Annotated in this window: 28 protein-coding genes; 15 read left to right on the top strand and 13 right to left on the bottom strand. The window is 70.9% G+C overall.

The annotated features are described in order from the left end of the window. Positions 1-14: 14 nt before the first annotated feature. On the bottom strand, positions 15-215 hold the full coding sequence (locus ACWDN5_RS03100; protein ID WP_449674107.1) for a hypothetical protein: 201 nt from the start codon (positions 213-215) through the stop codon (positions 15-17). Positions 216-406: 191 nt separating this feature from the next. Here ACWDN5_RS03100 and ACWDN5_RS03095 point away from each other — a divergent pair, with 191 nt between their 5' ends. Both ACWDN5_RS03095 and ACWDN5_RS03090 read left to right on the top strand, forming a co-directional pair. Then, a complete protein-coding gene (locus ACWDN5_RS03095; protein ID WP_449674105.1) occupies positions 407-1,774 on the top strand; it encodes an exonuclease domain-containing protein in 1,368 nt (455 codons plus the stop codon). Between the two features lie 139 nt (positions 1,775-1,913). Then, positions 1,914-2,240, top strand: coding sequence for a DUF3024 domain-containing protein (locus ACWDN5_RS03090; RefSeq protein WP_310968198.1), 327 nt, complete (start codon positions 1,914-1,916; stop codon positions 2,238-2,240). Here ACWDN5_RS03090 and ACWDN5_RS03085 read toward each other — a convergent pair. After that, positions 2,237-2,554, bottom strand: coding sequence for a nucleotide pyrophosphohydrolase (locus ACWDN5_RS03085; protein ID WP_310968197.1), 318 nt, complete (start codon positions 2,552-2,554; stop codon positions 2,237-2,239). The two genes, ACWDN5_RS03090 and ACWDN5_RS03085, sit on opposite strands and share 4 nt — an antisense overlap. Before the next feature lie 193 nt (positions 2,555-2,747). Between ACWDN5_RS03085 and ACWDN5_RS03080 the strand changes: the two genes are divergently transcribed. The 3 genes from ACWDN5_RS03080 to ACWDN5_RS03070 all read left to right on the top strand — a co-directional run bounded on the left by ACWDN5_RS03080 (position 2,748) and on the right by ACWDN5_RS03070 (position 6,815). Further along, positions 2,748-3,668, top strand: coding sequence for a nitrate- and nitrite sensing domain-containing protein (locus ACWDN5_RS03080; protein ID WP_449674102.1), 921 nt, complete (start codon positions 2,748-2,750; stop codon positions 3,666-3,668). 88 nt (positions 3,669-3,756) lie between these two features. After that, complete coding sequence (locus ACWDN5_RS03075; protein ID WP_396136861.1) at positions 3,757-5,118, top strand: DUF6880 family protein; 1,362 nt, start codon at positions 3,757-3,759, stop codon at positions 5,116-5,118. Between the two features lie 188 nt (positions 5,119-5,306). Then, positions 5,307-6,815, top strand: coding sequence for a hypothetical protein (locus ACWDN5_RS03070; protein WP_310968195.1), 1,509 nt, complete (start codon positions 5,307-5,309; stop codon positions 6,813-6,815). Positions 6,816-6,818: 3 nt separating this feature from the next. Here the strand turns inward: ACWDN5_RS03070 and ACWDN5_RS03065 are convergent, their stop codons facing one another. From ACWDN5_RS03065 to ACWDN5_RS03055, 3 genes are all read right to left on the bottom strand, one after another. Then, positions 6,819-6,974 carry a hypothetical protein gene (locus ACWDN5_RS03065; RefSeq protein WP_449674100.1) on the bottom strand — a complete coding sequence of 52 codons (156 nt, stop codon included), beginning with the start codon at positions 6,972-6,974 and terminating at the stop codon, positions 6,819-6,821. 220 nt (positions 6,975-7,194) lie between these two features. Then, entirely contained in the window at positions 7,195-8,127 is a 933-nt protein-coding gene (gene coaA / locus ACWDN5_RS03060; RefSeq protein WP_004558577.1) for a type I pantothenate kinase, read from the bottom strand. Between the two features lie 124 nt (positions 8,128-8,251). Further along, on the bottom strand, positions 8,252-8,863 hold the full coding sequence (locus tag ACWDN5_RS03055) for a macro domain-containing protein (protein ID WP_310968193.1): 612 nt from the start codon (positions 8,861-8,863) through the stop codon (positions 8,252-8,254). A 98-nt stretch (positions 8,864-8,961) separates the two neighbouring features. Here ACWDN5_RS03055 and pheA point away from each other — a divergent pair, with 98 nt between their 5' ends. The 3 genes from pheA to ACWDN5_RS03040 all read left to right on the top strand — a co-directional run bounded on the left by pheA (position 8,962) and on the right by ACWDN5_RS03040 (position 11,240). After that, a complete protein-coding gene (pheA, locus tag ACWDN5_RS03050) occupies positions 8,962-9,870 on the top strand; it encodes a prephenate dehydratase (RefSeq protein ID WP_310968192.1) in 909 nt (302 codons plus the stop codon). Beyond that, the gene (locus tag ACWDN5_RS03045) at positions 9,867-10,484 is read left to right on the top strand and encodes a histidine phosphatase family protein (protein WP_449674097.1); all 618 of its coding nucleotides are present in this window, start codon (positions 9,867-9,869) and stop codon (positions 10,482-10,484) included. Before pheA ends, ACWDN5_RS03045 begins: the two co-directional genes overlap by 4 nt. Before the next feature lie 117 nt (positions 10,485-10,601). Continuing rightward, positions 10,602-11,240: a DUF4232 domain-containing protein gene (locus tag ACWDN5_RS03040; RefSeq protein WP_310968505.1), complete on the top strand. Its 639-nt coding sequence runs from the start codon at positions 10,602-10,604 to the stop codon at positions 11,238-11,240. A 51-nt stretch (positions 11,241-11,291) separates the two neighbouring features. Here the strand turns inward: ACWDN5_RS03040 and ACWDN5_RS03035 are convergent, their stop codons facing one another. The 4 genes from ACWDN5_RS03035 to ACWDN5_RS03020 all read right to left on the bottom strand — a co-directional run bounded on the left by ACWDN5_RS03035 (position 11,292) and on the right by ACWDN5_RS03020 (position 14,616). Beyond that, positions 11,292-11,768, bottom strand: a complete 477-nt coding sequence (locus tag ACWDN5_RS03035) for a hypothetical protein (RefSeq protein ID WP_310968190.1) — start codon at positions 11,766-11,768, stop codon at positions 11,292-11,294. A gap of 39 nt (positions 11,769-11,807) precedes the next feature. Then, positions 11,808-13,073, bottom strand: coding sequence for an MFS transporter (locus ACWDN5_RS03030; protein WP_449674095.1), 1,266 nt, complete (start codon positions 13,071-13,073; stop codon positions 11,808-11,810). Positions 13,074-13,237: 164 nt separating this feature from the next. Beyond that, positions 13,238-13,588, bottom strand: coding sequence for a metallopeptidase family protein (locus tag ACWDN5_RS03025; protein WP_310968188.1), 351 nt, complete (start codon positions 13,586-13,588; stop codon positions 13,238-13,240). Further along, on the bottom strand, positions 13,588-14,616 hold the full coding sequence (locus ACWDN5_RS03020) for a septum formation family protein (protein ID WP_310968187.1): 1,029 nt from the start codon (positions 14,614-14,616) through the stop codon (positions 13,588-13,590). Before ACWDN5_RS03020 ends, ACWDN5_RS03025 begins: the two co-directional genes overlap by 1 nt. A 94-nt stretch (positions 14,617-14,710) precedes the next feature. Here ACWDN5_RS03020 and ACWDN5_RS03015 point away from each other — a divergent pair, with 94 nt between their 5' ends. Genes ACWDN5_RS03015 through ACWDN5_RS03000 form a run of 4 tightly spaced genes read left to right on the top strand, consistent with a single transcriptional unit; the run spans position 14,711 to position 17,908 of the window. Next, positions 14,711-15,322 (top strand): hypothetical protein, encoded by a 612-nt coding sequence (locus ACWDN5_RS03015; protein ID WP_449674093.1) that lies wholly within the window; start codon positions 14,711-14,713, stop codon positions 15,320-15,322. Further along, positions 15,323-16,489, top strand: coding sequence for a glutathionylspermidine synthase family protein (locus tag ACWDN5_RS03010; protein ID WP_449674091.1), 1,167 nt, complete (start codon positions 15,323-15,325; stop codon positions 16,487-16,489). 37 nt (positions 16,490-16,526) lie between these two features. Continuing rightward, on the top strand, positions 16,527-16,979 hold the full coding sequence (locus ACWDN5_RS03005) for a DUF350 domain-containing protein (protein WP_310968184.1): 453 nt from the start codon (positions 16,527-16,529) through the stop codon (positions 16,977-16,979). Positions 16,980-17,002: 23 nt separating this feature from the next. Continuing rightward, entirely contained in the window at positions 17,003-17,908 is a 906-nt protein-coding gene (locus ACWDN5_RS03000; protein ID WP_449674089.1) for a haloalkane dehalogenase, read from the top strand. Between the two features lie 342 nt (positions 17,909-18,250). Here ACWDN5_RS03000 and ACWDN5_RS02995 read toward each other — a convergent pair whose 3' ends face one another. Together ACWDN5_RS02995 and ACWDN5_RS02990 are read right to left on the bottom strand one after the other, a co-directional pair. Beyond that, positions 18,251-18,607, bottom strand: a complete 357-nt coding sequence (locus ACWDN5_RS02995) for a bleomycin resistance protein (RefSeq protein ID WP_449674087.1) — start codon at positions 18,605-18,607, stop codon at positions 18,251-18,253. A gap of 318 nt (positions 18,608-18,925) precedes the next feature. Continuing rightward, the gene (locus tag ACWDN5_RS02990) at positions 18,926-19,861 is read right to left on the bottom strand and encodes an NADP-dependent oxidoreductase (protein WP_449674085.1); all 936 of its coding nucleotides are present in this window, start codon (positions 19,859-19,861) and stop codon (positions 18,926-18,928) included. Between the two features lie 82 nt (positions 19,862-19,943). Between ACWDN5_RS02990 and ACWDN5_RS02985 the strand changes: the two genes are divergently transcribed. Further along, a complete protein-coding gene (locus tag ACWDN5_RS02985) occupies positions 19,944-20,516 on the top strand; it encodes a TetR/AcrR family transcriptional regulator (protein ID WP_449674083.1) in 573 nt (190 codons plus the stop codon). Between the two features lie 12 nt (positions 20,517-20,528). Here the strand turns inward: ACWDN5_RS02985 and ACWDN5_RS02980 are convergent, their stop codons facing one another. Next, positions 20,529-21,824, bottom strand: coding sequence for an aspartate aminotransferase family protein (locus ACWDN5_RS02980; protein WP_449674082.1), 1,296 nt, complete (start codon positions 21,822-21,824; stop codon positions 20,529-20,531). 118 nt (positions 21,825-21,942) lie between these two features. On the opposite strand from ACWDN5_RS02980, the gene serS reads away from it, so the two are divergent. Continuing rightward, the gene (gene serS, locus ACWDN5_RS02975; protein ID WP_449674080.1) at positions 21,943-23,202 is read left to right on the top strand and encodes a serine--tRNA ligase; all 1,260 of its coding nucleotides are present in this window, start codon (positions 21,943-21,945) and stop codon (positions 23,200-23,202) included. A 65-nt stretch (positions 23,203-23,267) separates the two neighbouring features. Next, positions 23,268-24,269: a DUF3558 family protein gene (locus ACWDN5_RS02970; protein WP_310968176.1), complete on the top strand. Its 1,002-nt coding sequence runs from the start codon at positions 23,268-23,270 to the stop codon at positions 24,267-24,269. Here ACWDN5_RS02970 and lhgO read toward each other — a convergent pair. Then, positions 24,266-25,456 carry an L-2-hydroxyglutarate oxidase gene (gene lhgO, locus ACWDN5_RS02965; RefSeq protein ID WP_310968175.1) on the bottom strand — a complete coding sequence of 397 codons (1,191 nt, stop codon included), beginning with the start codon at positions 25,454-25,456 and terminating at the stop codon, positions 24,266-24,268. The genes ACWDN5_RS02970 and lhgO overlap by 4 nt on opposite strands. Between the last annotated feature and the right edge of the window lie 8 nt (positions 25,457-25,464).

Raw genomic sequence — 25,464 nt, 5'->3', positions numbered from 1 at the left:
GTCCCACCAGGTCGTCAGCAGCAGCCGGTAGAGCAGCGCCGGCTCGGGCCGGGCGAGGTCCGGGTTGGGCGCGAGCGTGGGCAGGACGCCGGGGCGGCGGCGGTCGTGACCTTCGGCTCGGGTGCCTTCCCGAAGATCGCGCCGAGCACGAACAGGACCGCGAACGCGGCCAGGACGATCTTCAGCCAGTTCGGAAAGCGCTTCTTCGGCTGCATGCGGGATTTCCTCGTTCCTCGAGCGACGTGCCGACGGTGTACTCGGGAAATCTCCCGCCGTTGTTACGCGCGAGCCCGTGATCGACCACCAGTCGTTATCCGGCGGAATGTTGCCGTCACGATCACGTCACGAACCACGGCCGCACGCCGAAAAGCTGTCACAGCGGCCGATCGGGAAACGACCTGCGGACGTGATCGAATCCCTCGCGCTGCTCGGCACCGGCGGCTTCCCCGCGCACGGTCTCGACTTCACCGCACTGGACATCCGGACCACCGGGTTGCGCCCGGGCCGCGTCGTCGAACTCGCCGCGGTGCGGGTGCACGCCGACGGCTCGCACGCCGGTGAGCTTTCGACGCTGGTGGACCCCGGGCCGGGGGTGCCGCTCGTCCACGGCATCACGCGCGGCGAGCTCGACGGCGCACCGTCGTTCGGCGAGGTGCTGGGCCCGCTGCTCGACCTCTGCGCCGGCAGCGTCGTCGTGGCGCACGACCCGGCCTTCACCGGGGCGTTCCTCGACCGCGAGATCGGGGCACTCGGCGTCCGGGTGCCCGCGCTGCCGGGCGTTTCGACGACGGCGGCCGCCCGGTCGGTGCTGCGGCTGCCCAACTACCGGACGGCCACCGTGGCGCACGCCCTCGGCGTGCCCACCGGGCCCTCGGCCCTGGCGGCGGCGCGGACGATCGCGCGGCTGGCGACCGTCCTGTTCGGCCGGTACGGCCTGACGTTCGCGACCCCGCCGGCCTTCCCGAGCCTGCCGCGGTTCGCCGGCGGCCGGCTGCTTCCCCGCGCGGAGGAGCCGCCCGCCGAGCCGGGGTGGATGGCCGAGGCCGTCGAGCGGATCCCCGACGGCGGAGCCGGGAACGCCTACCTGGACCTGCTCGCCGGGGTCGTCGCCGATCAGCACCTGACACCCGACGAGGTGACGGCCTTGGCCGCGTTGGCGCGCGAGGCGGGGCTGTCCGAAGCGTACGTGCGCTCGACGCACGAGCAGTTCGTGACCGCGTTGCGGGAGATCGCGGAACGGGACGGCGTGGTGACCGTGGCGGAAGCGCGCGAACTGCGGCAGGTGGCGACCGCGCTCGGCGTCGCCGGCGCCGGTGACCTGCGGCCGAGCGCGGGCGGCAAGCCGACCCGGGTGCTGGTGCTCGGCGCCGGCATCGCGGCGGACCGGCTGCGGGCCCGCGTCCTCGCCGAGGGTGTCCAGCTGGCGAAGAAGCTGACCGCGAGCGTCACGCACCTGGTGGCCGACGAGACCGTGCCCGCGAACGAGCCCCGCCTGACGCGGGCCGCCGAGCTGGGTGCCGTCCTGCTCGACGTCGGGTCCGCACCGGTCGCCCTCGGGTTCGAACCACCGCCCGCCCGGCCGGCCGCGGCGCCCGCCGCGACGTCGAAGCTCGTCGGTGGGCGGATCCTGATGGGGATCGGGCTGCTGCTGATGGTCATCGTCGTCCTCGCGATGTTCGGCGGAACACCGGTGGCCGCCGGGATCTTCTTCGCCGCGTTCGGGATCGGGGCCCTGGTCGGCGGCTGGTGGCTCGCCGAGCCCGTGGCGCGCTAGCCTCGGTGCGGTGCCGCGGCTGATCCACTTGAACGGGCCGTCCGGGATCGGGAAGTCCACGAGGCTGGCGACCAGCTCACCCACGACGCCGTGCTCGCCCACCTGCGCGCCGGGTGACGCGGTCCGGTTCACTGGAGTCATGGCAATTCCGGAGCTCGCGCTGCGGCAGATCGAACGGTGGTGCGCGCAGCGCGTCCCCGAGCACCTCCAGGACCGGGTCCGGGTCGAGTGCCGGACGCGGGGCCGCGCGGTCACCATCGTCGAACGCCGCGCGCCGCAGGCCGGGGCCGACTGGAGCGAGCAGGAGATCGCGCAGCTGCGGTTCGACGAGTTCGGCATCTGGTCGGTGTGGTGGGCCGACCGGGACGGGCAGTGGCTGAGCCACCCCGACGGGCCGGTCGCCAGCACGCCGCCCGCGCTGCTCGCCGAGATCGACCGCGACCCCTGCGGGGTGTTCTGGGGCTAGGCCGGCGGCGGGAACCGGACCTCGTTGCGGTCGATCTTCGCGTGGGCCGCCGCGGCCAGGTCGACGCCGAGGCGGTCGGCCAGCTGCAGCAGGTACAGCGTGACGTCCGCGATCTCGTCCAGCACCTTGCCCTCCAGCGCCGGATCCGCGCGCCACGCGTCGGATTCCTCGGGGGTCAGCCACTGGAACAGCGAGGTCAGCTCGCCGACTTCGCCGGAAAGCGCCATCACGAGGTTCTTCGGGGTGTGGTACGGCTCCCAGGCACGGGCCGCGGCGAAAGCTCGCAGCCGCTGGGTCACGTCGTCGAAAGTCACGGGCGGCATTGTGCCTGGTGGTCACCACCGCTTTCGGGGGTCCGGGTGGCGGAGCCCCCGGCCCGGGCGAAGCCCGGCAATCACAGTGCGTCAGCGGCCGTATGGCGGACGGGCGTTGACCGGTGAATCTCTCACTCAATAGGTTGAACTTCGTCGGGATTGTTGCGGGGACCAAGGCTGGGAAGGGAACGTCTTGAAGTACCTGCGCTCCGTCCGCGGCCGCATGCTGGGCATCGCGTTCATCCCCGGTGGCGCGCTCGTCGCCGTGGCTGTCGTGATCGCGATTCTCCTGATCCACCAAGCGGTTCGGACCCGGGACCTGGCCGTGGAGACGGCGGCCGCGGCGGACCGGACGGCCCGCGCGGTGGTCGCGTTGCAGGCCGAGCGGAGCGCGGCGATGGCCGCGCCCGAGCAGCGCAGTGCCGCGTACGCCGGCTACACCCAGCGGATCGAGTCCGCCATCGCCGGGCTGCGCGAGTACGCGCGCCACGCCCCGGACGCCGAGTCCGGCTACCAGCAGACCACCGCCGTCGAGCTGCTTTCCGTCGCCGAAGGCATGGATCGCTCCGATTCCCTCGCCCTGGCCGGGCTGGACAACGTCACGCGGGGGTCGTTCACCTCCGCCGTCGCCTCCTACCGGGCCGAGCTGGCCCGGGTCGTCCCGCAGCTCACCGAGAGTGGCCGGATGGCGTACGAAACGCTCACGCGTAGCGCCGAATGGAGCAGCCTGGCGGCCGCCGAGAACGCTTTCACCGCCGCCGAACCGCTTCCGGTGCCCGAGCCCACGTGGCGGAACGCTTCCTACGCCGTGTCCGCCCAGCTCGGCCTGCTGTACACGCAGCAGAGCCAGTACGCCGTGCAGCTGACGCTCGACGACGGCCGCCGCACCCTTGCCGGTGCCCTCGCCGCGGGGACGGCGCTCCTGTTGTTCGCCGTGCTCCTGATGGTGGTGGTCCGGCGGCTCGTGGCTCGGGTGCCGGTGCCGGTCGTCCCGATCATGGTGCCGACCGTCCACCCGGCCATCCCGCGACCCCGCCACGCACGGTCACGACGGCCGGGGATCCCGGACCCGTGGCCGCTGAAAGCCGTGTTCGACGACCTGCGCCGCCGATGAGGTGCTCACCCACCGTCGCTGATTACTCCGAAAAGAGCACGCGGTTGGCCCACACGCGTGCTGGCGCCCGTCGGGCAGACTGGTGCGCGTGAGTCCCCTCTCGGATCTTCGCCTCTACCTGCGCACTTTGGACGCGGAGACGCTGGCGGACCTGCTGTACGCCCAAGCCGAGCGCGATCCCGAGCTGCGGCACTCGCTCGAACTGCGCGCGGCCACCCAATCCGGTGACGTCAGCGAGGCGCACCGGCTGCTCGACACCGCGGTCACCGACGGGAACGTCGAGTACACCGCGAAGATCGGCGCGGTCCTCGACACGCTGCAGCGGATGCTCGACGCCGGCAGCCGCGCCGATCTTGCCCCGCTGGCCCGGCGCACGGTCGACGACATCAGCGAGGTGCTGGAGCAGTCCGGCGACCACGCCGGCGACCTGGCGGACCGGCTGGACCGGGCCGTCGAGCTGTACGCCCGCGCGTGCGCCGCCCGGCCGCCGGACCCGGAGAAGCTGGCCGACTGGATCCTCGAGGTCGAGTTCGACGGCCCCGGCCGCCCGGTGATCGACCTCGCCGAGTTCGCGTCCGCACTGGGCGAGCCGGGGCTCAAGCGGATCAAGTCCACTGTGGACGACGTGCTCGCGGCGAACGGGCCGGGCCACCGCCGCGACGTGGCCGAACGGCTGCGGGAGCAGCTGGCCGAGGTGCTCGGCGACGTCGACGAGCTGGTGGCGATCCTGTCGGCCAAGCCGCCGCGGGTGGACGTCAGCCTCAAGATCGTCCGGGTGCTGCGGGCCGCCGGGCGCCACAGCGAGGCCATCGCGCACGCCGCCCGCGCGCTCACCCACGACAAGCAGCCGCCGGCACCGGAGCCGGAGAGCGAAACCTCCCGCCGTCGCAAGGAATTCGACGCCGAACCGGGCCTCGGGACCTACGCGGCCCTGCGCGAGGCCGCGACGAACGACGGGAAGTGGACGACCCAGCGCCGGGAAGCGCTCGCTCGCCTGCGCGAACGTGCCGCCGAAGGTGCCGAACAGGCCGGCGAGCTCGTCCGCGTCCTGCTCGACGACGGCCGTCCCGACGAAGCCTGGCGCGCCTGCGTCCGGTTCGGTGCGTCCGCCGAGCTCAAGCTCGAACTGGCCGAACAGCGGGCGGCCGAGCACCCGGCCGAGGCGATCCCGGTCCTCCGCGAACACGTCGACGAGCTCATCGAGCGCAAGGACCCGCAGGCCTACCGGGAAGCCGCCCGCCGGCTGAAGCTGTTGCGCACCTTGCACAAGCGCGCCGAAACGCCGGACGAATTCACCGCTTACCTGGCCGCTCTGGTGGAAAACCACCGGCGGAAAACCCGCCTGATCACGGAAATCCGGGCGGCCAGGATCGCGCTGCCGAAAGCCGTGACAACCGGGGCTTCGCCCCGGGCCGGGGGCTCCGCCACCCGGACCCCCAAAAGCCCGTAACCTCGCAGCGCAGCCCTCGTTGAGCCGGGAGAACCGGTGATTCACGTGCACCGGGACATCGTGAGCGCGCCAGGCGTCGCGGTGGCCCAGTTCCGTCGTCCAGGCTCGGCGCCTCCCCGTCGAGCACCCGGCGGGACCCGCGCCAGGGCCACCGCGACCCGCTCGCGGTGAAGTGAAAGCATGAGGCCATGAGCCCGGTGAGTCGCGCCCGCAAGAGGCAGCCGCAGCCCGTCACGCACAGCGTGACCGGCTTGTTCAAGGACGTCCTGAACGACTTCTCGGCGCTGGGCGCCGACCCCGCGCCGGTCGACGTCGAACTGCTCGCCTCCGAGGTGCTCGGCCAGTTCCGCGACCTGCCCGTCGAGGACGGCGAAGAGCCGCTCGGCCTGGAACTCATCGGCTTCGCCCAGCGCAAGATCACGCCGGGCGCCGCCGCGCTGCTGGCCGCCCTCAAGGTCGTCGCCGAGACCGACGTCGAACGCAAGGCCGCCGACGCCGGACTCCAGGTCGTCCTCGGCCGCGGCATCCCCGAGCCCGCCTTCGCCGCCGGGCTGGGCCGGGTCACCGCCGGCGAGTGCTGGCGGACCGGGGACGTCTACGGCGACGAGTCGTCCCTGCTCTGCGTCTTCACCCACGGCGACCAGGCGTACGGCCTGCTCGCGCTGCTCGACTTCACCGAGGGCGGCCGGGTGCGGGACCTCGTCGTGATCGACGGGCCCGCGGACGTCGTCGCCGAGATGCGGGAGCAGTCCGACGCCGACCCGGAGCTGGTCCTCTTCGAGGCCGTCGACCCCGCCGAAGCCCACCGCCTGATCGCGGACGGCCTCGCCGCCACCGACCACCTCGACGAGGCCGACGTCAGCGAGGACTACGCCCGCTTCCACGCCGTCGCGCTCACCTGGTGCCGCGCGCTGCCGGAACCGGCGCTCGTGCCCGAGGTCGCCGAGTGGTCCGACGCCGAGCGCGCGGCCGTCGTCGAGCAGTTCGTCGCGGCGAGCGGTGAGGACGCCGGCGCCGCCCGCTCGATCGGCAGCCTGCTGCTGGAGCACGGCCTGCGCACCGACCCGGGCAACCCGCTGCGCGTCGGGCCGGAGAAGATCGCGCGGTTCCTCGAGGGGCTGCTCGGCGAGGAGTACGAACTCGACGCCGACCACGAGGACGCCGTCGAGCCGGTCGTGCTGGCCTGGGTGCAGTGGACCGGCGAGCGGGCGCACCTGACCGAGACGGCGATCGCCGCCCTCGACGAAGCCGTCCAGGACTACCTGAGCGAGTACACCGACGAGGACGACTCCCCGCTGGAGCGCTACTTCGCCGACACCGGCGACCTGTCGCCGACCGAACTGGCCGACGCGCTGGAGCGCCGGATGTTCGCGGTGCCGTCGACGACCACGGAGATCGACGAGGAAGAGGTCGACCTCGACCCGACCGACGCCGACCAGCGCCGCGCACTCGTCATCGCCGAGGCCGACGAGGACGAGGACGAGCAGCGACTGATCCTGCGCGCGACGATCGTCGACCAGCTGTGGGACAACGAGCCCGCCGAGGTCTGGCAGGCCGCCGAGCGCCTCGGCGAGGGTGAGCTCGACCGCGACGAGATCTTCGAGCAGCTCATCGACACACTGGAAAACAGCCTGCTGGACGCGGAAAACCTCGAATACGACGCCGACGCCTACGTCGAGGCGCTGGCCGAGCTCTGATCGCTAAGGGAGGGGGCCCGCGTGTTCCGCGGGCTTCGCTTTCCTGCGGCGCTCCTGCAGCCGGTCGTCGAAGTCGACGACGAAGGTTCCCGCGGCCATCGCGATCAGCAAGGCCAGACCGAGCACCGCACCGACCCACGTGAGGATCATGGTGAACATCGTGGGCCTCCTCCCCAGCTCAGAGCCGTTTTCCTGACTCCTTCAGGGTCGCTTTCACAACGCATGCCCGGTATCGGCCAACCGGTTACGGCTGAACGACCCGCCTCGGCCGAACGGCCGGTTTCCGGCGCGGAGAGTCGTCACCGGTCAACGAATCGTGTGCGCGCCTTCGCTCAGCGTGCCAAAGCGCGGCATGTGGGTGACGAGGTGCGTGACCAGGTCAGAGCTTGCGCAAGCGGACCCGGTTGATGGTGTGGTCGCAGTCCTTGCGCAGCACCAGCGTCGCCCGGGGGCGGGTCGGCTTGATGTTCTCCATCAGGTTCGGCTCGTTGATCGAGTGCCACAGGTGGCGCGCCTCGGCGCGGGCCTCGTCGTCGGGCAGGCCGGCGAAGTGGTGGAAGTGCGACGCCGGGTCCGCGAACGCCGTGTGCCGCAGCTCCAGGAACCGCTCGATGTACCAGCGCTGGATGTCGTCGGTGTGCGCGTCGACGTAGATCGAGAAGTCGAAGAGGTCGGACACCATCAGCCGCGGTCCCGGCTGGAGCACGTTCAGTCCCTCGACGATGAGGATGTCCGGCTGCTGCACGACCTGCTCCTGGCCGGGCAGGATGTCGTAGGCCAGGTGCGAGTACACCGGCGCGGCGACCCGCTCGGCGCCCGACTTCACCTCGGTGACGAACCGCAGCAGCGCGCGGCGGTCGTAGCTCTCCGGGAACCCCTTGCGGTGCATGATCCCGCGGCGCATCAGCTCGGCGCGCGGGTACAGGAAGCCGTCGGTGGTGACCAGGTCGACGCGGGGGTGGTCCGGCCAGCGGGCGAGCAGCGTGCGCAGGATGCGGGCGGTGGTCGACTTGCCGACCGCCACGCTCCCGGCGATGCCGATCACGAACGGGACCTTCGTGCCGCGGGAGTCGTCACCGAGGAACGTCGTCGTCGCTTCGTAGAGCCGCTGGCGCGCGGCGACCTGGAGGTTGATCAGGCGGGAGAGCGGCAGGTAGACGTCAGCCACCTCGGCCAGGTCGACCTGCTCGCCCAGACCGCGCAGCCGCAGCAGCTCGGCCGCGGTCAGCGGCAACGGGGTCGAGCTCCTGAGTTCTTTCCATTGTTCCCGGTGCAGCTCGACATACGGGCTGAGTTCGCGGACCCGGGTCATCGCACACTCCTCCGGCCGTCGCCTGCACTGGCGGACGTTCACCTGCGTGATTAACGGTAGGGCTTACGGCCGGTGAAAGCGCTGTGACGTAGTCCACCCCCTACCGGGGGTTGATCACCCAGCGTCACATTTTTCCGAAGACTTCAGCCCAGGCCGCGGCGACCTGCCGGGCGCAGGTCGCGGGGGCGACGCCGCCGACGCCGGTGCCGAGGCCCGGCATCGCGATCGTGTCGACGAACTCCCGCACCGGGCCGTGGTCGAGCCGGCCGTCGCGCCAGGTCAGGAACACCGCGCGGGCGGCGAGGTACGGGTGGACGGTGTCGGCGGGCAGCCGTTCGCCGGGTTCCCGCATGGTCGGGGCGCTGATCAGCCAGGCCGGCTCGGCCTCGCCGGTCGGCACCACCACGGCGTCGCCGATCGGCAGCTCGCCGCCGTGGAAGGCCAGGACGGCGCTGCGGACGCTCTGCTCCACGCCCGGGAACGCCTGCGCGTAGACGGCGTCGATGCCGCCGCGCATCCAGCCGTAGGAGTTGGCCGGGCTGACCACGGCCTGGGCGACGACGTCGAGCACCGACCCGCGGTGCACCCGGACCCGGCCGGCCAGTTTCTGCGCGGCGGCGGTCCAGGCGGCGGCGAGTGGTTCATCGACGGCGCACAGCACCAGTTCCGGTGCGCGGGGGGCGAGCGGCGGCTTGGCGCCCTCACGTCCGGTGTGCGTGCCCGATTCGGCGGTCACCCGCTCAGCATCGCAAAAAATGCCACCCGGCGTAACCGGTTCCCGTACCGGCTGTCCGAGTGAATGTCGCCACGCCCGGGCCCCGTAGCCTGGGTGCTGTGTCACGGATCGCATACTTCGGCCCCCGAGGGACCTTCACCGAACAGGCCGCGCGGGTGCTCGCCGCCGGCGAAGAACTGATCCCGTACGAGACCGTCCGGCTCGCGATGACCGCGGTCCGCGCCGGCGAAGCGGACGCGGCGTGCGTCCCGATCGAGAACTCCGTCGAAGGCGTGGTGCCCACCACGCTCGACGGGTTCAGCGAGTCGACCCCGCTGGTCGCCGTCGCCGAGACGATCCTGCCGGTCCACTTCAGCGTGCTGACCCGGCCGGGGAACTCGGAGATCCGGACCGTCGCCAGCCACCCGCACGCGCTGGCCCAGGTCCGCGAATGGCTCGACGCGAACCTGCCGGGCGCGCACGCGGTGGCGTCTTCGTCGACGTCGGCCGCCGCGGTCGGCGTGCTGGAGGGCGACTTCGACGCGGCGGTCTGCGCGCCGGTCGCGAACGAGCACTACCACCTCGAGGTGCTGGCCACCGAGGTCGCCGACGTCCCCGACGCGGCGACGCGGTTCCTGCTGGTCCGCCGCCCGGGCGAGCTGCCGGATCCGACGGGCGCCGACCGGACGTCCGTGGTCGCCGCGGCCGCGAACCGCACCGGCACGCTCGCCGAGCTGCTCACCGAGCTGGCCGGCCGCGGCATCAACCTGACCCGGCTCGACGCCCGCCCGACGCGCAACAACTTCGGCGAGTACCGCTTCTTCATCGACTTCGAAGGCCACGTCGCCGAGCCGCGGGTCCTCGACGCGCTGACGGCGTTGCGCCGGCACTGCCGCAACCTGCGGTTCCTCGGCTCGCACCCGCGGGCCGACGGCGTCCCCACCACGATCGTCGACGGCTTCGGCAACGACGACTTCGTCGAAGCGGCCGTGTGGGCCGACGCGGTGCGCAAGGGGGACATGGCGTGAGGCTGCTGCTCATCCGCCACGGGCAGACCGACGGGAACGTCCGCGGCGCGCTGGACACCGCCCTGCCCGGCCCGCCGCTGACCGACCTCGGCCGCCGGCAGGCGGACGCCCTCGCCGCGCGGCTGGCGGAGGAGCCGCTGGTCGCGGTGTACGCGTCGCAGGCGACGCGCGCCCAGCAGACGGCGGCGCCGCTGGCCGCCCGGTTTTCCCTGGACGTGCAGGTCGTCGACGGCGTGCACGAGGTCGTCGCGGGCGACCTCGAAGGGGCGACGGACCACGCGTCGATCCGGACCTACATGGAGACGGTCCGGCGCTGGACGCTCGGCGAGCTGGCGCCGTCGCTGCCCGGCGGGGAGAGCGGCACCAGCGTGCGCACCCGGATGCTGGACGCGGTCGGCCGGCTGCGCGCCAAGCACGAACAGGCCGACTCGGACGGAGTGATCGCCCTGGTCAGCCACGGTGGCGCGATCCGGCTGACCGGCGAATGGCTGGCCCCGAACGTGCACGCCGACGTCGCCAACGCGGCGCTGATCCCGAACACCGGGCTGGTGGAACTGGTAGCGCAGCCGGAAGGGCAGTGGCGGTGCCTGACCTGGGTCGACACCCCGCTCTGAAGACCCCGAAAGTGTGATTCCGTCACGTTTAGAACACGTCCGGTGGGGAATTTACGAAAGCAGCCAACCCGGCCGCGTCCCGGTACGTCTACCCAGTAGCACCACACCAGGGAGGCGATTGACATGAAGCTTTCACGGTTGTTCCCGGTCGTCGCGGCTTCGGCGGGCGTTCTCGCGCTCTCCGCCTGCGGCGGTGGCGGCACCACGAACGCGGCGTCCAGCTCGACGCCGTCCAGCTCGGAGTCACCGACCGCCACCCCCACGGTCACCACCGCCACGTCGAGCGCGTCCGCCACGCCGGCCGCGCCGCCGGTCGCCCAGCCCGCGGACGACGGGCTGTGCAAGGCCGGCGACGTCAAGCTCTCGCTCGGCCAGGGCGACGCGGGCGCCGGCTCGGTGTACCGGCCGCTGCTCATCACGAACTCCAGCGCGAAGCCCTGCACCATCCAGGGCTTCCCGGGTGTGTCCTATGTGGCCGGCCCGGACGGGCACCAGGTCGGCAAGGACGCCTTCCGCGAAGGCACCAAGGGCAACGCCGTCAAGCTGAACCCGGGCCAGACCGCGGCCGCCGACATCCAGTTCGTCAACGTGCGGAACTTCGACCCGGGCGCCTGCCAGCCGACGGCGGTCCGCGGCCTGCGCATCTACCTGCCGCAGGAGACCGCGTCGAACTTCGTGCCCTCGGAGGGCACGGGCTGCGCCGGCACGAAGATCCCCGGCAACCAGCTGGCCGTGAAGACGGTCCACCCAGCCTAACCCGGACCCCGCCCCGCCACCGCCCTCAACGGACGGGCTTCGCCCGGCTGTTCAGATCCTGCCGCAAATCTCCTTGGCCTCGGTCAGGTGCCGCTGGCCGGAGATGTCGTTGAAGTGCAGGCTCAGCACCATCCGGCTGACGCCGTCGATGTGGTCGGCCAGCGGCTGGTAGTTGGCGTTCACCTGGGCGGCGGCCGCGGACAGCTCGCGCGCGGCCACCATCCGGTGCAGCCGCTCCCCGCTGAGGGCGGGGGTCAGCGACGGCTGCGTGTCCCGGCTCGTGTCGGGCAGCTCGCCCACCCGGTCGAGCGCCTGGCACGCCGCGACGGCGTCGTCGAGCGCGCCGGCGTGCACTCCGGACAGTCCCCACAGGAGCCCGAGGACGCTGCCGCCCAGCACGAACCCGGCCACCGCGCACAGCACGAGCAACCGGCGTGCCGGCGGGGGCGGCTTGACCTCGGCCTCCTCCGAAGGCTCGTCAAAGTCCGGATCGGCGTCGGTGCCGGTCCCCGGGTCCACGGTGCGCATGACTGCCTCCTCACCACCTGGGTGAGGAGCTATTTCAGCTCACAATCCGGGATCGTGGTGGGTCAGCGCCGTGGCTGAGTCCGATTTGTCACCGAGGGAGAACCGCCGCATCGTGCCGATCGCGAACGCGGCGATCACCAGCATGGCGACGCCGGACACCGCGAAGGTCCGCGCGGCCGAACCGAGCTGCTCGGTCAGCACGCCGCCCAGCAGCGCGCCGACCGGGATCGCACCCCAGACGACCGTGCGCCACACCCCGAGCACCCGGCCGAGCAGCTCGCCGGGCACGAGCGTGTGCCGGGCCGTCGCCAGCACGACGTTCACCGCCACCACCGCCGCCGCGAACAGCCCGAACAGCGCCGCGCCCGCGACCGGCGAGCGCACCAGACCCATCCCGCCGAACCCGAGGCCGCAGCAGACGATCCCGCCGGCGACGACCGGGAGCCGTCCGGTCGCCCGCACCAGCCGCGGAGCCACGCCCGCGCCGAGCAGCCCGCCGATCCCGCCGACGAAGGCGAAGAACCCGAAGGTCGCGTCGGACAGGTGGAGGTCCTCGAGCGCGTACAGCACCAGCTGGGCCTGCGCGAGCTCACTGACCAGGCTGAGCAGTCCGGCGACGACGAGCAGCCGCAGCAGCAGCGGGTGCCGGCGCAGCCAGCGCAGGCCGTCGGCGAGCTCGGTGCGTAGCTTCGCCGGTTCGACCGGCTTCTCCGCCTTCGCGCGGTAGGTGCCGGCGAGCCCGAGCAGTACCGCCGCCGCGATCGCGAAGCCGGCGGAGTTGAGGATGAACGGGAAGGCGGCGAAGAGGGCGAAGGTCAGGCTGCCCACCGGGCCGCCGAGGAACGTCTGCCCGACGATCTCGCAGGCCTGCAGCTTGCTGTTGGCGGCGTCCAGCGAACCGTTGCCGACGACCGCCGGGATCAGCGCGTTCGCCGCGCTGTCGGCGATCGTCTCGGCCGTCCCGATGATCAGCGCGGTCAGGTAGACCAGCCAGATCGTCATGCCGCCGGTGGCGACGAGCACGGCCAGCGCGCCGACCGCGGCCGCGCGGGCGGTGTTCGCGACGATCATCGCGCGCCGCCGGTCGATCCGGTCGACCAGCGCGCCGGCGACCGCGGCGAACAGCAGCCACGGCAGGAACTGGGTGGCGGACAGGCCGGCGATGAGCACCGGATCGCGGGTCAGGGTCGTGGCCAGCAGAGGCAGGGCCACCTTGCCGATGCCGTCCCCCAGGTGGGACGCCGCGCTCGACGTCAGCAGCCAGGTGAGTCTTCGGCCGCTCCCGTCGTTCCGGGCTTCGTTCACTGTGCCTCCCCGCACGCCGCCCGACGACTTCGGGTACGAGGATAACCGCGAAGATGGCTGCGCGTGGTCACGTTGTCACTAGCGGTGAATCTCGTGACAGTATCCGCTGGCAAGCGCGGAATTCGGTGGAACGTGGGAAGGGGACGCGGGAATCCGGGCCCGGCTCAGCCCCAGCCGAGCTCGTGCAGCCGGGCGTCGTCGATGCCGAAGTGGTGGCCCAGCTCGTGCACGACGGTGATCAGGACCTCCTCGACGACCTCGTCCTCGTCCTCGCACATGGCCAGGATCGGCTGCCGGTAGATCGAGATCCGGTCGGGCAGCACCCCGCCGTAGGACGACGTCCGTTCGGTCAGCGCGATGCCGTGGTAGAGCCCGAGGATGTCCGGCGCCTCGTCGTTGAACTCCTCGACCAGCACGACGACGTTGTCCATCGCGCGCGCGAACTCGGGCGGCACCTCGTCCAGGGCTTCCGAGACCAGTTCTTCGAACCGCTCCCGGCTCATCTCGACGGCCATCAGCCGTTCTGCTTCGTCGACGGAGGGGCGGAGTTCGACGTGGCCGGGCCCCCGCCGCCGTCCGACGGCGGGCCGCCGTCCTGGGGCTGGCCGCCGTCCGGACCGGCCGGGGCGGCCTTGATGCTGCCGGTCACCGCCTGCAGGCCGCTCTTGTCGGGCAGCAGCGAGGCCACCTTGCAGTTGACCTTGGTCGAGCCGGTGTCCCAGCTCTCCTGCTCCCGCAGGTCCCAGGTCAGGATCAGCTTCTTCGCGTCGAGGTCGGCGCCGCCGGTGTAGTCGCCGGCCGCCTTGTTGCACTCGGTGTCGAGCCAGGCCTTCTGGTCGTCCTGGGAGGGGTAGCCCTCCTTGAACTTCGTCTTGAGGTCGAGGGTCGCGACGATCTCGTACGAGTGCGGCTTCGTGCAGTCGATCGGGTCGCCGACGCCCTTGCCGAGCAGCGCCAGGCAGGTGCCCGGCTCGAAGACCAGCGACTGGTCCTGGTCCTTGGCCGGCCCGGTGGTCGGCAGCAGCTTGCCGCCGGGGCCCGCCCACTGCAGGCCGCACCGCAGCTGGCGGTCGCCGTCGTCCCACTGCGACGGGGTCGGGCGGAGCAGGTTGGTCGTGAGCTTGCCGTACGGGTCGAGCTTGTGCCCGAGGTAGGGCTTCACGTCCGAGGTGCACTTCTGCTGCGCGATCTGCTGCCACTGCTCCAGCGACGGGACGGGCGCGCCCTCCGGGAACTGGGCGCCGATGTCCACGAGCGTGGTCACCTCGAACAGGTGCGGCTCGGTGCAGGCCACCTTGCGCGCGTCGCTCGCGTCCGGGTTGTCCCAGGTCAGGCAGCTGCCGGGCGGGGAGTGGAAGGCCTCCTGGGCGGCCGCGGACAGCTTGCCGGCGCCGCCGCCGGATCCGCCGGTGATGCCGTCGCTCCACGAGAACACGACGCTGAGCGCGAGCGCGATCAACGCGCCCGCGAAGATCCCGCCCATCACGACGCGGGTGCGCAGCGTCTGGGTGGCGGTGGGGAACCGATCGGCGCTGGGAGACATCGCAGTCCATGATGCCCGCGCCGCGCATGACGTGCGCGGTCCGGGTGGTTAGGGTGGTCACGGTTTCGCGGTGGCCGGTGATTACGGAGCGCACATGACGCAGGACAACAATACTGGGGACCAGCCGCCCCCCGAGCCGCCGAAGCGCGGCTCGATGAGGTTTCAGGACTCGAACACCCAGCCCCGCCAGCCCTCGCTGGCCGAGCAGCGGGCCCGGCAGCAGGCGCTGGCCCAGGAGGAACGGGACGAGGAGCTGGCCCGCCAGGCCGACGCCAAGGCGGCGACCCGGCGCAAGATCCTGATCGGCAGCGGTGTCACGGTCGGGCTCGTCGGCCTGGTCGCGACGTTCTACACGGTCGCGAAGCCGCAGGGCGAGGTCACGGCGGTCTGCACCGACTCGAACGGTGTGGTCCAGAACGACGACTACTGCGACGACAACTACGTCACCAGCCACGGTGGCTACCACAGCGGCGGCTTCCTGTTCCTGCCGATCCCGGGCGGCGGCTACAACAGCTACCGCTACAACTACGGCGGCACCGGGGTCATCGGCCAGCGGGTGAGCGGCGGCACGTACGACGCGCCGTCGTCGCGGACCACCGTCAACACGAAGTCCGGCAAGTCCGTCCAGCGCGGCGGCTTCGGCATCAGCGGGAAGAGCGGCAGCACCGGGGGCACCGGCGGCAGCGGCAAGAGCGGGGGATCGTAGGTGTACCGGGACCGGCGGGAGCCGCGGCGCGACTGGCAGCGGATCGTCGAAGAGCAGGGGCTCGTCTACGGCACGCCGGCCCGCGACAGCAGCGGCCGGATGCGGCCGTACTGGGACGAGTCCGTGCACTACGTCTTCGAGATGGACGAGGTCCTGTCCCTCGAAGCCGACGTCGAACTGCTGCACTCGATGTGCCTGGAAGCCGTCGACAACGTCGTGACGACCGAGGGCTACCAGCGCTTCGGCATCCCCGAATGGGTCTGGCCGCACATCGCCGAGTCGTGGAAGCGGCAGGACCCGCACGTCTACGGCCGGTTCGACCTGCGCTACGACGGCAAGTCGCCGGCGAAGCTGCTCGAGTACAACGCGGACACGCCGACCACGCTGCTGGAGGCGTCGCTGCTGCAGTGGCACTGGAAGACCGACGTCTTCCCGGACGACGACCAGTGGAACTCGATCCACGAGAAGCTGGTCGAGCGCTGGTCGCAGCTGCAGGACAAGCTGCCGTCGAACGAGCTGCACTTCACCTGGTCGGCGGCCGACCCGTCGGGTGAGGACAACGTCACGACGGCGTACCTGCAGGAGACCGCGGCCGAGGCCGGGCTGGACACGGTGGGCCTGGCGATCGAGGAGATCGGCTGGGACCCGGTGCTCAAGCGGTTCGTCGACCTCGAAGAGGCGCAGATGGCGACCGTGCTGAAGCTGTACCCGTGGGAGTGGGTGGTCGACGAGGAGTTCGGCCGCCACGCCGTCGAGTCGCTGCCGCGGACGCTGTGGATCGAGCCGCTCTGGAAGATGATCCTCTCCAACAAGACGCTGCTGGCGATCCTGTGGGAGAACTACCCGGGCCACCCGAACCTGCTGCCGGCGTTCGCCGACGACCCGGGCCTGCTGACGGAGTACGTCCGCAAGCCGAAGCTGGGCCGCGAGGGCGCGAACGTCCAGATCGTCGCGACCGGCTACGAAACCCAGACCGACGGCGTGTACGGCGCGGAAGGGTTCGTCTACCAGGCGTTCGACCCCCTGCCCGAGTTCGACGGCTACCGGCCGGCGCTCGGCGCGTGGATCGTCGGCGACAGCTCCGCCGGCCTGGGCATCCGAGAGACTGGCGGCCTGGTGACCGACGACGGTGCCGCCTTCGTCCCACATCGCATCGTCGAGTCGTGATAAAACACCCCATCGCTGACCTCTTGGGAGAAAACTCGTGACCTCGACGCTTGCGCTGTCCGACACGTTCGGCTCCGACCTCGTGCGGGGGATCGGCGCGATCCTGCTGTACGGCGTCGTCGGCCTGCTGCTGATGTTCGCCGGCTTCTACGCGATCGACTGGACCACCCCCGGCAAGCTGTCGAAGCTGGTGACCCAGGGCCTGCCGAACGCCGTGATCGTGACGGCGTCCGGGATGCTCTCGATGGCGTTCATCGTGGTGGTGGCGATCTTCAACTCGGCGAGCGATCTGACCGAGGGCCTGATCACCTCGCTGGTCTACGGCCTGCTGGGGATCGCGGTCCAGGTGATCGCGGTCCGGCTCCTGGAGTGGGCCACCCGCATCGACGTGGCCTCGACCATCGAGAGCGAGAAGTTCGCCCCGGTGAGCATCGTGGTCGCGGCGGCCCACCTCGGCCTGGGCCTCGTGGTGGCGGTCGGCATTTCCTGACGTTCCCCACTACCGTGGGGTAGGTGCGCCTGCTGAGGACACCGGACGACCGGTTCACGGACCTGCCCGAGTTCCCGTACGAGCCCCGCTACGCGGAGCTGGCGGATCCCCACGGCGGCCGGATCAGAGTGGGGTACGTCGAGGCGGGCCCGGCGGACGGCCCGGTGGTCCTCTTGTTGCACGGCGAGCCGAGCTGGTCGTTCCTGTACCGCAAGATGCTCCCGGTCCTGGCGGCCGCGGGGCTGCGGGCGATCGCACCGGACCTGGTCGGCTTCGGCCGGTCCGACAAACCGGCCGAGCTGGCGGACCACTCGTACGCCCGGCACGTGGAGTGGATGCGCGGCTTCGCGTTCGACGCCCTGGACCTGCACGACGTGACGTTGGTCGGCCAGGACTGGGGAGGCTTGATCGGCCTGCGGCTGGTGGCTGCTTCGCCCTCGCGGTTCTCCGGGGTCGTGGCCTCGAACACGGGCCTCCCGACGGGCGACGTCGACATGCCGGAGGCGTGGCACGCATTCCGCACGGCGGTCGAGAAGGCACCGGTGCTGGACGTGGCGCGCTTCGTGCAGTCGGGGTGCAAGTCGGTCCTGCCGGAAGCGGAGAGGGCGGCTTACGACGCACCGTTCCCGAACGAGATGTACAAGGCGGGCCCGCGAGCAATGCCGGGCCTGGTGCCGTACCGGCCGGACAACCCGGCATCGGCGGCGAACCGCGCGGCGTGGAAGACGCTGACCGAGCTGGAGATCCCGTTCTTGGTGGCGTTCTCCGACGGCGACCCGATAACCGGAGGGATGGCACCGGTGTTGAGGCGCTCGATGAAGGGCGCACAGGGACTGGACCACCCGGTGATCAAGGGGGCGGGCCACTTCCTGCAGGAGGACGCGGGCGAGGAGCTGGCTGAGCACGTGGCGCGGTTCGTGCGGGGTTGAGCAAACCGGCGGCCGGGAGCGCAAGCCGGCCAACGAGGTCGGACCCGCCCCAGCCGCGGCAGAAAGACAAAGACTGTCCTCGTCGGACGGGCAGGTTCCGGGATGACCACCGGCTTTCGCTGTCGGCCCGCGTTGGCTCGCCGGCCGCCCTCTGCGCCTGGATCGTCGAGAAGTTCTGGTCGTGGACCGACTCCGGTCGCGACCTGATGCTCTACTGGCTGCCCGGCACGCCGGTTCCCGAACATCCGGTACTGGAACGAGCCCGGCAAGGGCGGCCACTTCGCGGCGTTCGAGCAGCCGGCGTTGTTCGTCGACGAGGTCTTCCGGCTGGTCCGCTGATGGTCACCCGTTCTCGGTAAGCGGCTGGCTGAAGATCAACAAGTGCCCATCGGGTGTCCGCACGTTGAAGTCGCGCATCCCGTAGGGCCGGTCAGCCAGTGGCTCGACGATGTCGGCGCCGCGGTCGCGCAGCTCGTCGTGGCAGGAATCGACGTCGTCGACGATAACCGTCACCCTGGCCGGGCCGACGCTGCTTTCGGCGTACAGGTGGAACTCGGCGGTGTTGCGGACCACGGCCGCGTAGCTAGGTGGGGTCTCCCAGGTGAATATGGTGTCGAATCCGAGCACGTCCGTGAAGTACGACCGCGCTGCCTGCACATCTCGGCACGGCAGCACGGGAACCGCCACCCGCATGACCATTCCGTCACCTTACCTGACTTTGGGTCAAGATCGCTGATCTTGGGTAGGGTACTGGCTGTCGAGCTGCGGTTTCGTCTTGTGAACGGCGAAAATCTGCGCAGGCGGTGGCCGCTGCGTGCGCCCGCACCGCTGATCTGGGGCCGGCGTCACTGGTTCTCTACGATGTGTCCACCTTGTACTTCGAGACCGGATGTCTAAACACGACCGACGTGCGCGGCCGATCTCCCACCACAAGCGCGAGTCGATCGACGCGCACCTGACGGTCGCGACGACCGCCGTAATTTCGACGGCCTCAGGCGACGGGATGACCACCCAGCTTCACATGTCTATGACGAGCTTTCCGTGTACGTGCCTCTTTGCTTGGAGTTCTGCTGCCGTGCGGACCTGCTCCATCCGGAAGGTTGCCGCGATCGGGATGCGGAGGTTGCCCGCCCCCACCTGTTTTGCGATTTCTTCCGACGTGTTGGCGGGGGCGTTTGCGCCGTTGGCCGCCGGTATCCCTTCCAGCTGGGCTGCGATCGTGCAGATGCGGGTGTCCGGGAGGCCTAGGGTGCGAGCTACCTGCGCCGTTTCCGTTCCGTGCAGGTCGATGGCTGCGGTGATCCCGTCGGGTGCCAGGGCTCGGACCTGGTCGGCCAGGCCGTCGCCGTAGGTCAGTGGCTCGGCTCCCAGTTCGCGCAGGAACTCGGCCGATGTTGCCGAGCCCGTTCCCAGTACACGTGCTCCGGCCATGCGGGCCAGTTGGACCGCGAACACTCCGACACCTCCCGCCGCGCCGCCGATCAGCACCGTGTCCTGCGGGCCGGGGTTGATCACCGCCAGGGCTGCCGCTGCCGTGCGGCCGGCGATCGACAGGGTGGCGGCCGTGCGGTCGTCGACTTCGGGCGGCGTGTGGTGCACCTCGTCCGCCGCGGGGTCTCCGGCTGCTTCGACCACCACGAAGTCCGCGACCGCTCGGGACAACGCGCTTCCGAACACCCGGTCGCCCGGGGTGAAGCCGGTTACCCCCGCGCCCACCTGGTCGACCACGCCCGCGAAGTCGGTGCCGAAGCCCACCGGGAGGCTCAAGCCGAACCGGGCCGCCGTGTCCGCGTCGGCCGTCATGATCCAGTCCATCGGGTTGAGGCCGGCCGCGGTGACCCGCACCCGGAGCTGTCCCGGGCCCGCCTCCGGCGTGGAGACCTCCTGGACTTCGAGCACCTCGGGCCCGCCGAACGCTTCGAGGCGGACCGCCCTGCTCCTGTTCTCCCGCATGAGTCTCCTCCGGACGCAGTGAAACGGACTATGCTCCGTTTCTGCGATCCACCGTAACACAAGAACCGGAGCGTGATCCGTTTTGACTGACGTGCCGAAGCGCGCGGACGCGAGCCGCAACCGTGACCAGCTGCTCGCGGTGGCGACCCGCATGTTCGCGTCCGGGGGTGCCGAGCCGCCGATGCGGGCGATCGCCCGGGAGGCCGGGGTGGGCATCGCCACGCTCTACCGGCACTTCCCGACCCGGGAGTCGCTGGTCGACGCGGTCTACCGGGACCAGGTCGGGCGGCTGACCACCGGAGCCCGGGAACTGCTCGGCCGGCTGGCCCCGGCCGCGGCCATGCGGTGCTGGATGGACCTGTTCGGCGACTGGATCGCGACCAAGAACGGCATGCTCGACACGCTGCTCGCGATGATCGAGGCGGGCGAGATCGCGCACGCGCGGACCCGGGCCGAGCTGCTGTCGGCCGTCTCCACGATCCTCGACGCCGGCCGCGCCGCGGGGGACCTCCGCACCGATGTCAGCGCCGAAGACATCGCCGCTTCCCTCATCGGCATCTTCACCGTGGCGCCCCGGCCCGGACAGGAGGAGAAAGCCGGCCGGCTGTTGGACCTGCTGATGGACGGGCTCAGGCCGGGCGCCCGGCCGGCGTGAGCCCGTCCGAACTCACTCCGCCAGCGCCGCGTGCGTGGCCGCCAGGGAATCCACCAGGATGTCCAAGCCCTCCTGGGCCTCGTCCGCCGTCAGCGTCATCGGGGGGCCCAGCCGCAGGACGTTGCCGTGCAGGCCACCCTTGCCGATCAGCAACCCCCGCTTCTTCGTCTCCTCCAGCATCCGCGCCGCCGCCGCGACATTCGGCGAAGTCGTGCCCGGCTTGATCAGTTCCACGCCGATCATCAGGCCCTTGCCCCGGACCTCGGCGACGATCGGCGAGTCACCCGCACGCAACCCCGACATCAGCTGTTCGCCGCGGGCCGCGCAGTTCGCCTGGAGGTCGTGGTCCTTGATGTAGTCCAAGACCGCCGTCGCCCCGGCCATCGATACCGGGTTGCCGCCGAACGTCGAGAACGACTGGGCCTGGAAGCAGTCCAACACGTCCCCGCGCGCCACGACTCCGCCCACCGCGAGGCCGTTGCCCAGCCCCTTCGCGAACGTCATCATGTCCGGCGTGACGCCGTGGGCCTCGATGCCCCAGAAGTGCTCGCCCGTCCGTCCCCAGCCCGTCTGGACCTCGTCCGAGATGAACAGCACCCGGTACTCGTCCAGGACCTCCTTCATCGCCCGGAACAGGCCGTCCGGGGGGAGGCTGAAGCCGCCCACCCCCTGGATCGGCTCGGCGATCAAGCACGCCACGTCGCCCGCGGTGGCCGTGTCCAGGACGTCCACCAGGTCCGCGACGCACGCGTCGATGTACTCGGCGTCCGAGAGCGACCGGAACGGGCTTCGGTAGCGGTACCCGCCGTGGACGTAGTTGACCTTCACCGGGCTCAGGGCCGAGGCCGACCAGCCGCGGTTGCCCGTGATCGCCACCGTTCCGAACGAGCGGCCGTGGTACGAATTCCGCATCGCCAGCACCTGGTTGCTGCGGCGGTACTGCGTGGCCAGCATCAACGCCGTGTCGTTGGCCTCGCTGCCCGAGTTCGTGAAGAACACCTTGGCGTCCGGGATCCCGGACAACGCGGCGATCCGCTCGGCCAGCTCGACCTGGGACCTGATCAGGTACAGCGTCGAGGTGTGGAGGATGCCCGTGTCGAGCTGCTTGCGGACCGCGTCGCCGATCTCAGCGACGTCGTAGCCCATCGAATTGGTCAGCACCCCCGCGAAGAAGTCCAGGTACGTGCGGCCCTGGGAGTCCGTCATCCGGCGGTCGTGCGCGTGCACGATCTCGATCGGCTCCTCGTAGAGCAGCGACATCCAGGACGGCATGACTGCGCGGTGCCGGGCGAGCAGCTCATCGGTCATCGAACGCCTCCTCGGGGTCTCAAGCGAGTATGAGGAGGCCGTGAACAGGGCTTCAACGATCAGACTGTCGGGATAACCCAGTAGGGACGCACAGTCTGTACGGACTACCCTCTGACCCGTGATTGACCCCAGGACTCTGCGCGAAGACCCGGAAGCCGTGCGCGCGTCGCAGCGCGCCCGTGGTGAAGACGAGGGAGTGGTCGACAAGCTGCTCTCCCTCGACACCCGGCGCCGGTCTTCGATCGCGGCCGCCGACAAGCTGCGCAACGAGCAGAAGCTCCTGGGCAAGCAGATCCCGAAGGCGCCGCCGGAGGAGAAGCAGCGGCTGCTGGCCACCGCCAAGGAGCTCGCCGCGCAGGTCAAGGCGGCCGAGGTGGAGCAGAACACCGCGTCGGAGGAGTTCGACACGCTGTTCCGGACCGTGCCGAACCTCGTCCACCCGAGCGCGCCGGTCGGCGGCGAGGACGACTTCACCGTCCTCAAGCACGTCGGCGAGCCGACGAAGCTCGGCTTCGCCCCGAAGGACCACCTCGAGCTGCTCGAAGGCCTCGGCGGCGTCGACATGGAACGCGGCGCGAAGGTCTCGGGCTCGCGGTTCTACTTCCTCACCGGCGTCGGCGCGCAGCTGCAGCTCGGCCTGCTCAACATGGCCATCGCCCAGGCCCTCGAGAACGGCTTCACGCCGATGATCACGCCGTCGCTGGTGCGTCCGGAGATCATGGCCGGCACCGGCTTCCTCGGGCAGCACTCGAGCGAGATCTACCACCTCGAGGACGACGACCTCTACCTCGTCGGCACGTCGGAGGTGCCGCTCGCCGGCTTCCACTCCGACGAGATCCTCGACCTCACCGAGTCGAAGCGCTACGCGGGCTGGTCGTCCTGCTACCGCCGCGAGGCCGGCTCGTACGGCAAGGACACCCGCGGCATCATCCGCGTCCACCAGTTCGACAAGGTGGAAATGTTCGTCTACGCGAAGCCGGCCGACGCCGAGGCCGAGCACGAGCGGCTGCTCGGCTGGGAAGAGCAGATGCTCGCCAAGATCGAGGTGCCCTACCGGGTGATCGACACCGCGACCGGTGACCTCGGCACGTCCGCGCACCGCAAGTTCGACTGCGAGGCGTGGATCCCGACCCAGGACACCTACCGCGAGCTGACCTCGACGTCGAACTGCACGACGTTCCAGGCCCGCCGCCTGTCCATCCGCTACCGCGACGAGAACGGCAAGCCGCAGATCGCCGCGACGCTCAACGGCACCCTGGCCACCACCCGGTGGATCGTCGCGATCGTCGAGAACCACCAGCAGGAGGACGGCTCGGTCCGCGTGCCGGAGGCGCTGCGCCCGTTCGTCGGCGGCAAGGACGTCCTCACGCCTCGCTGAATCGGGCGGATCCGCGGTGCTGCTCCGTTCGTCCCAGTAGTGTCCGGGCCGAACAGGAGGAACTCATGCGGATGAGGTGGCAGGTCGCGGTCGCACTGGCGGCCGTGACCGTGGTGACCGGCTGCACGGTGACGGTCGGCGGCTCGGCGTCGCCGGTGCCCGGCCAGGGCCCGGTCGTCACGGCCGTCGACGCCTGCGCGCTGCTCGACCAGGCGCAGGTCGACGCCCTCGGCTACCAGTCGCCCGGCCGTTCCGTGAAGGAGAACAAGGACCGGCTGCAGCCGCCGATGTGCCTGTGGAGCTCGAAGGACGACGTCGAGCCGTCGGCCGTCCTCAACGTCGGCGTCGCCTCGGACATGGACTTCAACGAGTACATCTCCGGCGCCGTCAAGAAGTCCGGGCCGGAGCGGATCGGCGGGCTCAGCTGGACGCAGTATGCCTCGATCCTGCCGGACGACTGCGTGTACTACGCCCTGCTCGGCGCCAAGTCGTTCGCCTACGTCAGCGTCTCGGCCGGCAAGCTCGACAAGTCGTGTGAGCTGGCGAAGGTCGTCATCCCGCAGGTCGCGGCCCACCTGCCGGGCGGCCAGGACGCGCCGCCGGTGACACCGACGACGTCGGCGAAACCGGAGCCGGGCGGCCCGCTGCTGTCGGCGGACCCGTGCGCGATGCTGAAACCCGACCAGGTGGCCCAGCTGAAGGACATCTCGCCCACCGGCGAGAAGGACACCTCGTCCACGGTGCCGAACGCGTCCTTTTGCCTCTGGGACGACACCGACGGCGACGGCGGCCAGAAGGCGTTCGAGGTCTGGTTCGGCCCGAGCACGCCGGTCGGCGACTGGCCGGGCGCGAAGGGCGTCACCCCGACCGAAACCGTCGACGTCGGCGGCAAGAAGTGGGGCCTGTTCCCGAACATGGGCGGCCTGCGGGTCACCTGCGGCGCGACCCTCGCCATCACCGACACGTCGTCGGTGCAGGTGGTCAGCGGGTTCGTCGGCGACGACACGAAAACCTGCGACCTCGTGAAGCAGGGCCTCCCGCTGGTGACCGCGAACCTGCCGGGTTAGTTCTCCGAGGACACCTGGTCCGCGATGTGGCGCGCGATCTCCAGCGCGCTCGTCGCGGCCGGCGACGGCGCGTTCAGGACGTGCACCTGGTCGCGCGTGGTCTCGATGAGGAAGTCGTCGACGAGCGAGCCGTCGCGGCGCATCGCCTGGGCGCGCACGCCGGAGCCGTGGCGGACGATGTCGTCCTCGGTGACGGCCGGGACGAGCCGGGCGAGGCTCGCGGCGAACCGCTTCTTCGAGAACGAGCGGCGGACCTCGTCGAGGCCGGTCGGGAACGCGTACTTCTTCGCGAGCCGCCAGGCGCCGGGGAAGGCGGCGACCTCGGCGACGTCCTTCGCCGAGAAGTCGCGCCAGCGGTAGCCCTCGCGGCGCAGCGCGAGCACGGCGTTCGGGCCGGCGTGGACGCTGCCGTCGAGCATGCGCGTGAGGTGCACGCCGAGGAACGGCAGCGTCGGGTCCGGCACCGGGTAGATCAGGCCCTTGACCAGGTGCCGGCGGTCCGGCTTGAGCTCGTAGTACTCGCCGCGGAACGGCACGATCTTCGCCGACGGCGTCAGCCCGGCCAGCCGCGCGACGCGGTCGGAGTGCAGGCCGGCGCAGTTCACCAGGGCGTCGGCCTGCACGACGTCGTCGCCGGTCGCGACCTCGACGCCGCCGTTGCTCCCGGCCCGGATGGCCACGGCCGGTGCGTTCAGCCGCAGGTCGACGCCGGCTTCGTCGAGCAGCCGGACGAGCGCGTGGCAGACGGCCGGGAAGTCGATGATCCCGGTGGATTCGACGCGCAGCGCGGCGACGCAGGCGACCTCGGGCTCGTACTCGCGCGCTTCGGCGGGCGAGATCTGCTTGGCCGGGACGCCGTTGGCCTCGGCCCGCTCGGCCAGGGTGTTCAGCGCGGGGATCTCCCGTTCGTCGGTCGCGACGACGAGCTTCCCGCACACCTCGACGGGCACGCCGTACTGGCGCGCGAAGTCCACGATGGACCGATTGCCGGCGACCGACATCCGCGCCTTGAAGGAACCGGGCTTGTAGTAGAGCCCGGCGTGCACGACGTTCGAGTTGTGCCCGGTCTGGTGTGCCGCCCAGCGGGCTTCCTTCTCCAGGACGGTGACGTCCAGCCCGCGCCTGGTCAGCTCCCAGGCCACGGCCAGACCGACGATCCCGCCCCCGACGACTACGACGTTGCGCACGGTCGATC

It is taken from the genome of Amycolatopsis sp. NPDC003731, from assembly GCF_053586895.1.
This window is presented reverse-complemented; position numbering and strand designations above follow the sequence as displayed.

Excerpts from the sequence above, each read along its gene's own strand:
- ACWDN5_RS03020 (WP_310968187.1), bottom strand. The coding sequence starts at position 14,616 with ATGTCTCCCAGCGCCGATCGGTTCCCCACCGCCACCCAGACGCTGCGC.
- ACWDN5_RS03070 (WP_310968195.1), top strand. The coding sequence starts at position 5,307 with ATGAGCCCGGTGAGTCGCGCCCGCAAGAGGCAGCCGCAGCCCGTCACG.
- ACWDN5_RS03015 (WP_449674093.1), top strand. The coding sequence starts at position 14,711 with ATGACGCAGGACAACAATACTGGGGACCAGCCGCCCCCCGAGCCGCCG.
- ACWDN5_RS03035 (WP_310968190.1), bottom strand. The coding sequence starts at position 11,768 with ATGCGCACCGTGGACCCGGGGACCGGCACCGACGCCGATCCGGACTTT.
- ACWDN5_RS03065 (WP_449674100.1), bottom strand. The coding sequence starts at position 6,974 with ATGTTCACCATGATCCTCACGTGGGTCGGTGCGGTGCTCGGTCTGGCC.
- ACWDN5_RS03090 (WP_310968198.1), top strand. The coding sequence starts at position 1,914 with ATGGCAATTCCGGAGCTCGCGCTGCGGCAGATCGAACGGTGGTGCGCG.
- ACWDN5_RS02990 (WP_449674085.1), bottom strand. The coding sequence starts at position 19,861 with ATGCGGGAGAACAGGAGCAGGGCGGTCCGCCTCGAAGCGTTCGGCGGG.
- ACWDN5_RS02980 (WP_449674082.1), bottom strand. The coding sequence starts at position 21,824 with ATGACCGATGAGCTGCTCGCCCGGCACCGCGCAGTCATGCCGTCCTGG.
- coaA (WP_004558577.1), bottom strand. The coding sequence starts at position 8,127 with ATGACCCGGGTCCGCGAACTCAGCCCGTATGTCGAGCTGCACCGGGAA.
- ACWDN5_RS02970 (WP_310968176.1), top strand. The coding sequence starts at position 23,268 with ATGCGGATGAGGTGGCAGGTCGCGGTCGCACTGGCGGCCGTGACCGTG.
- ACWDN5_RS03100 (WP_449674107.1), bottom strand. The coding sequence starts at position 215 with ATGCAGCCGAAGAAGCGCTTTCCGAACTGGCTGAAGATCGTCCTGGCC.
- ACWDN5_RS02995 (WP_449674087.1), bottom strand. The coding sequence starts at position 18,607 with ATGGTCATGCGGGTGGCGGTTCCCGTGCTGCCGTGCCGAGATGTGCAG.
- ACWDN5_RS03025 (WP_310968188.1), bottom strand. The coding sequence starts at position 13,588 with ATGGCCGTCGAGATGAGCCGGGAGCGGTTCGAAGAACTGGTCTCGGAA.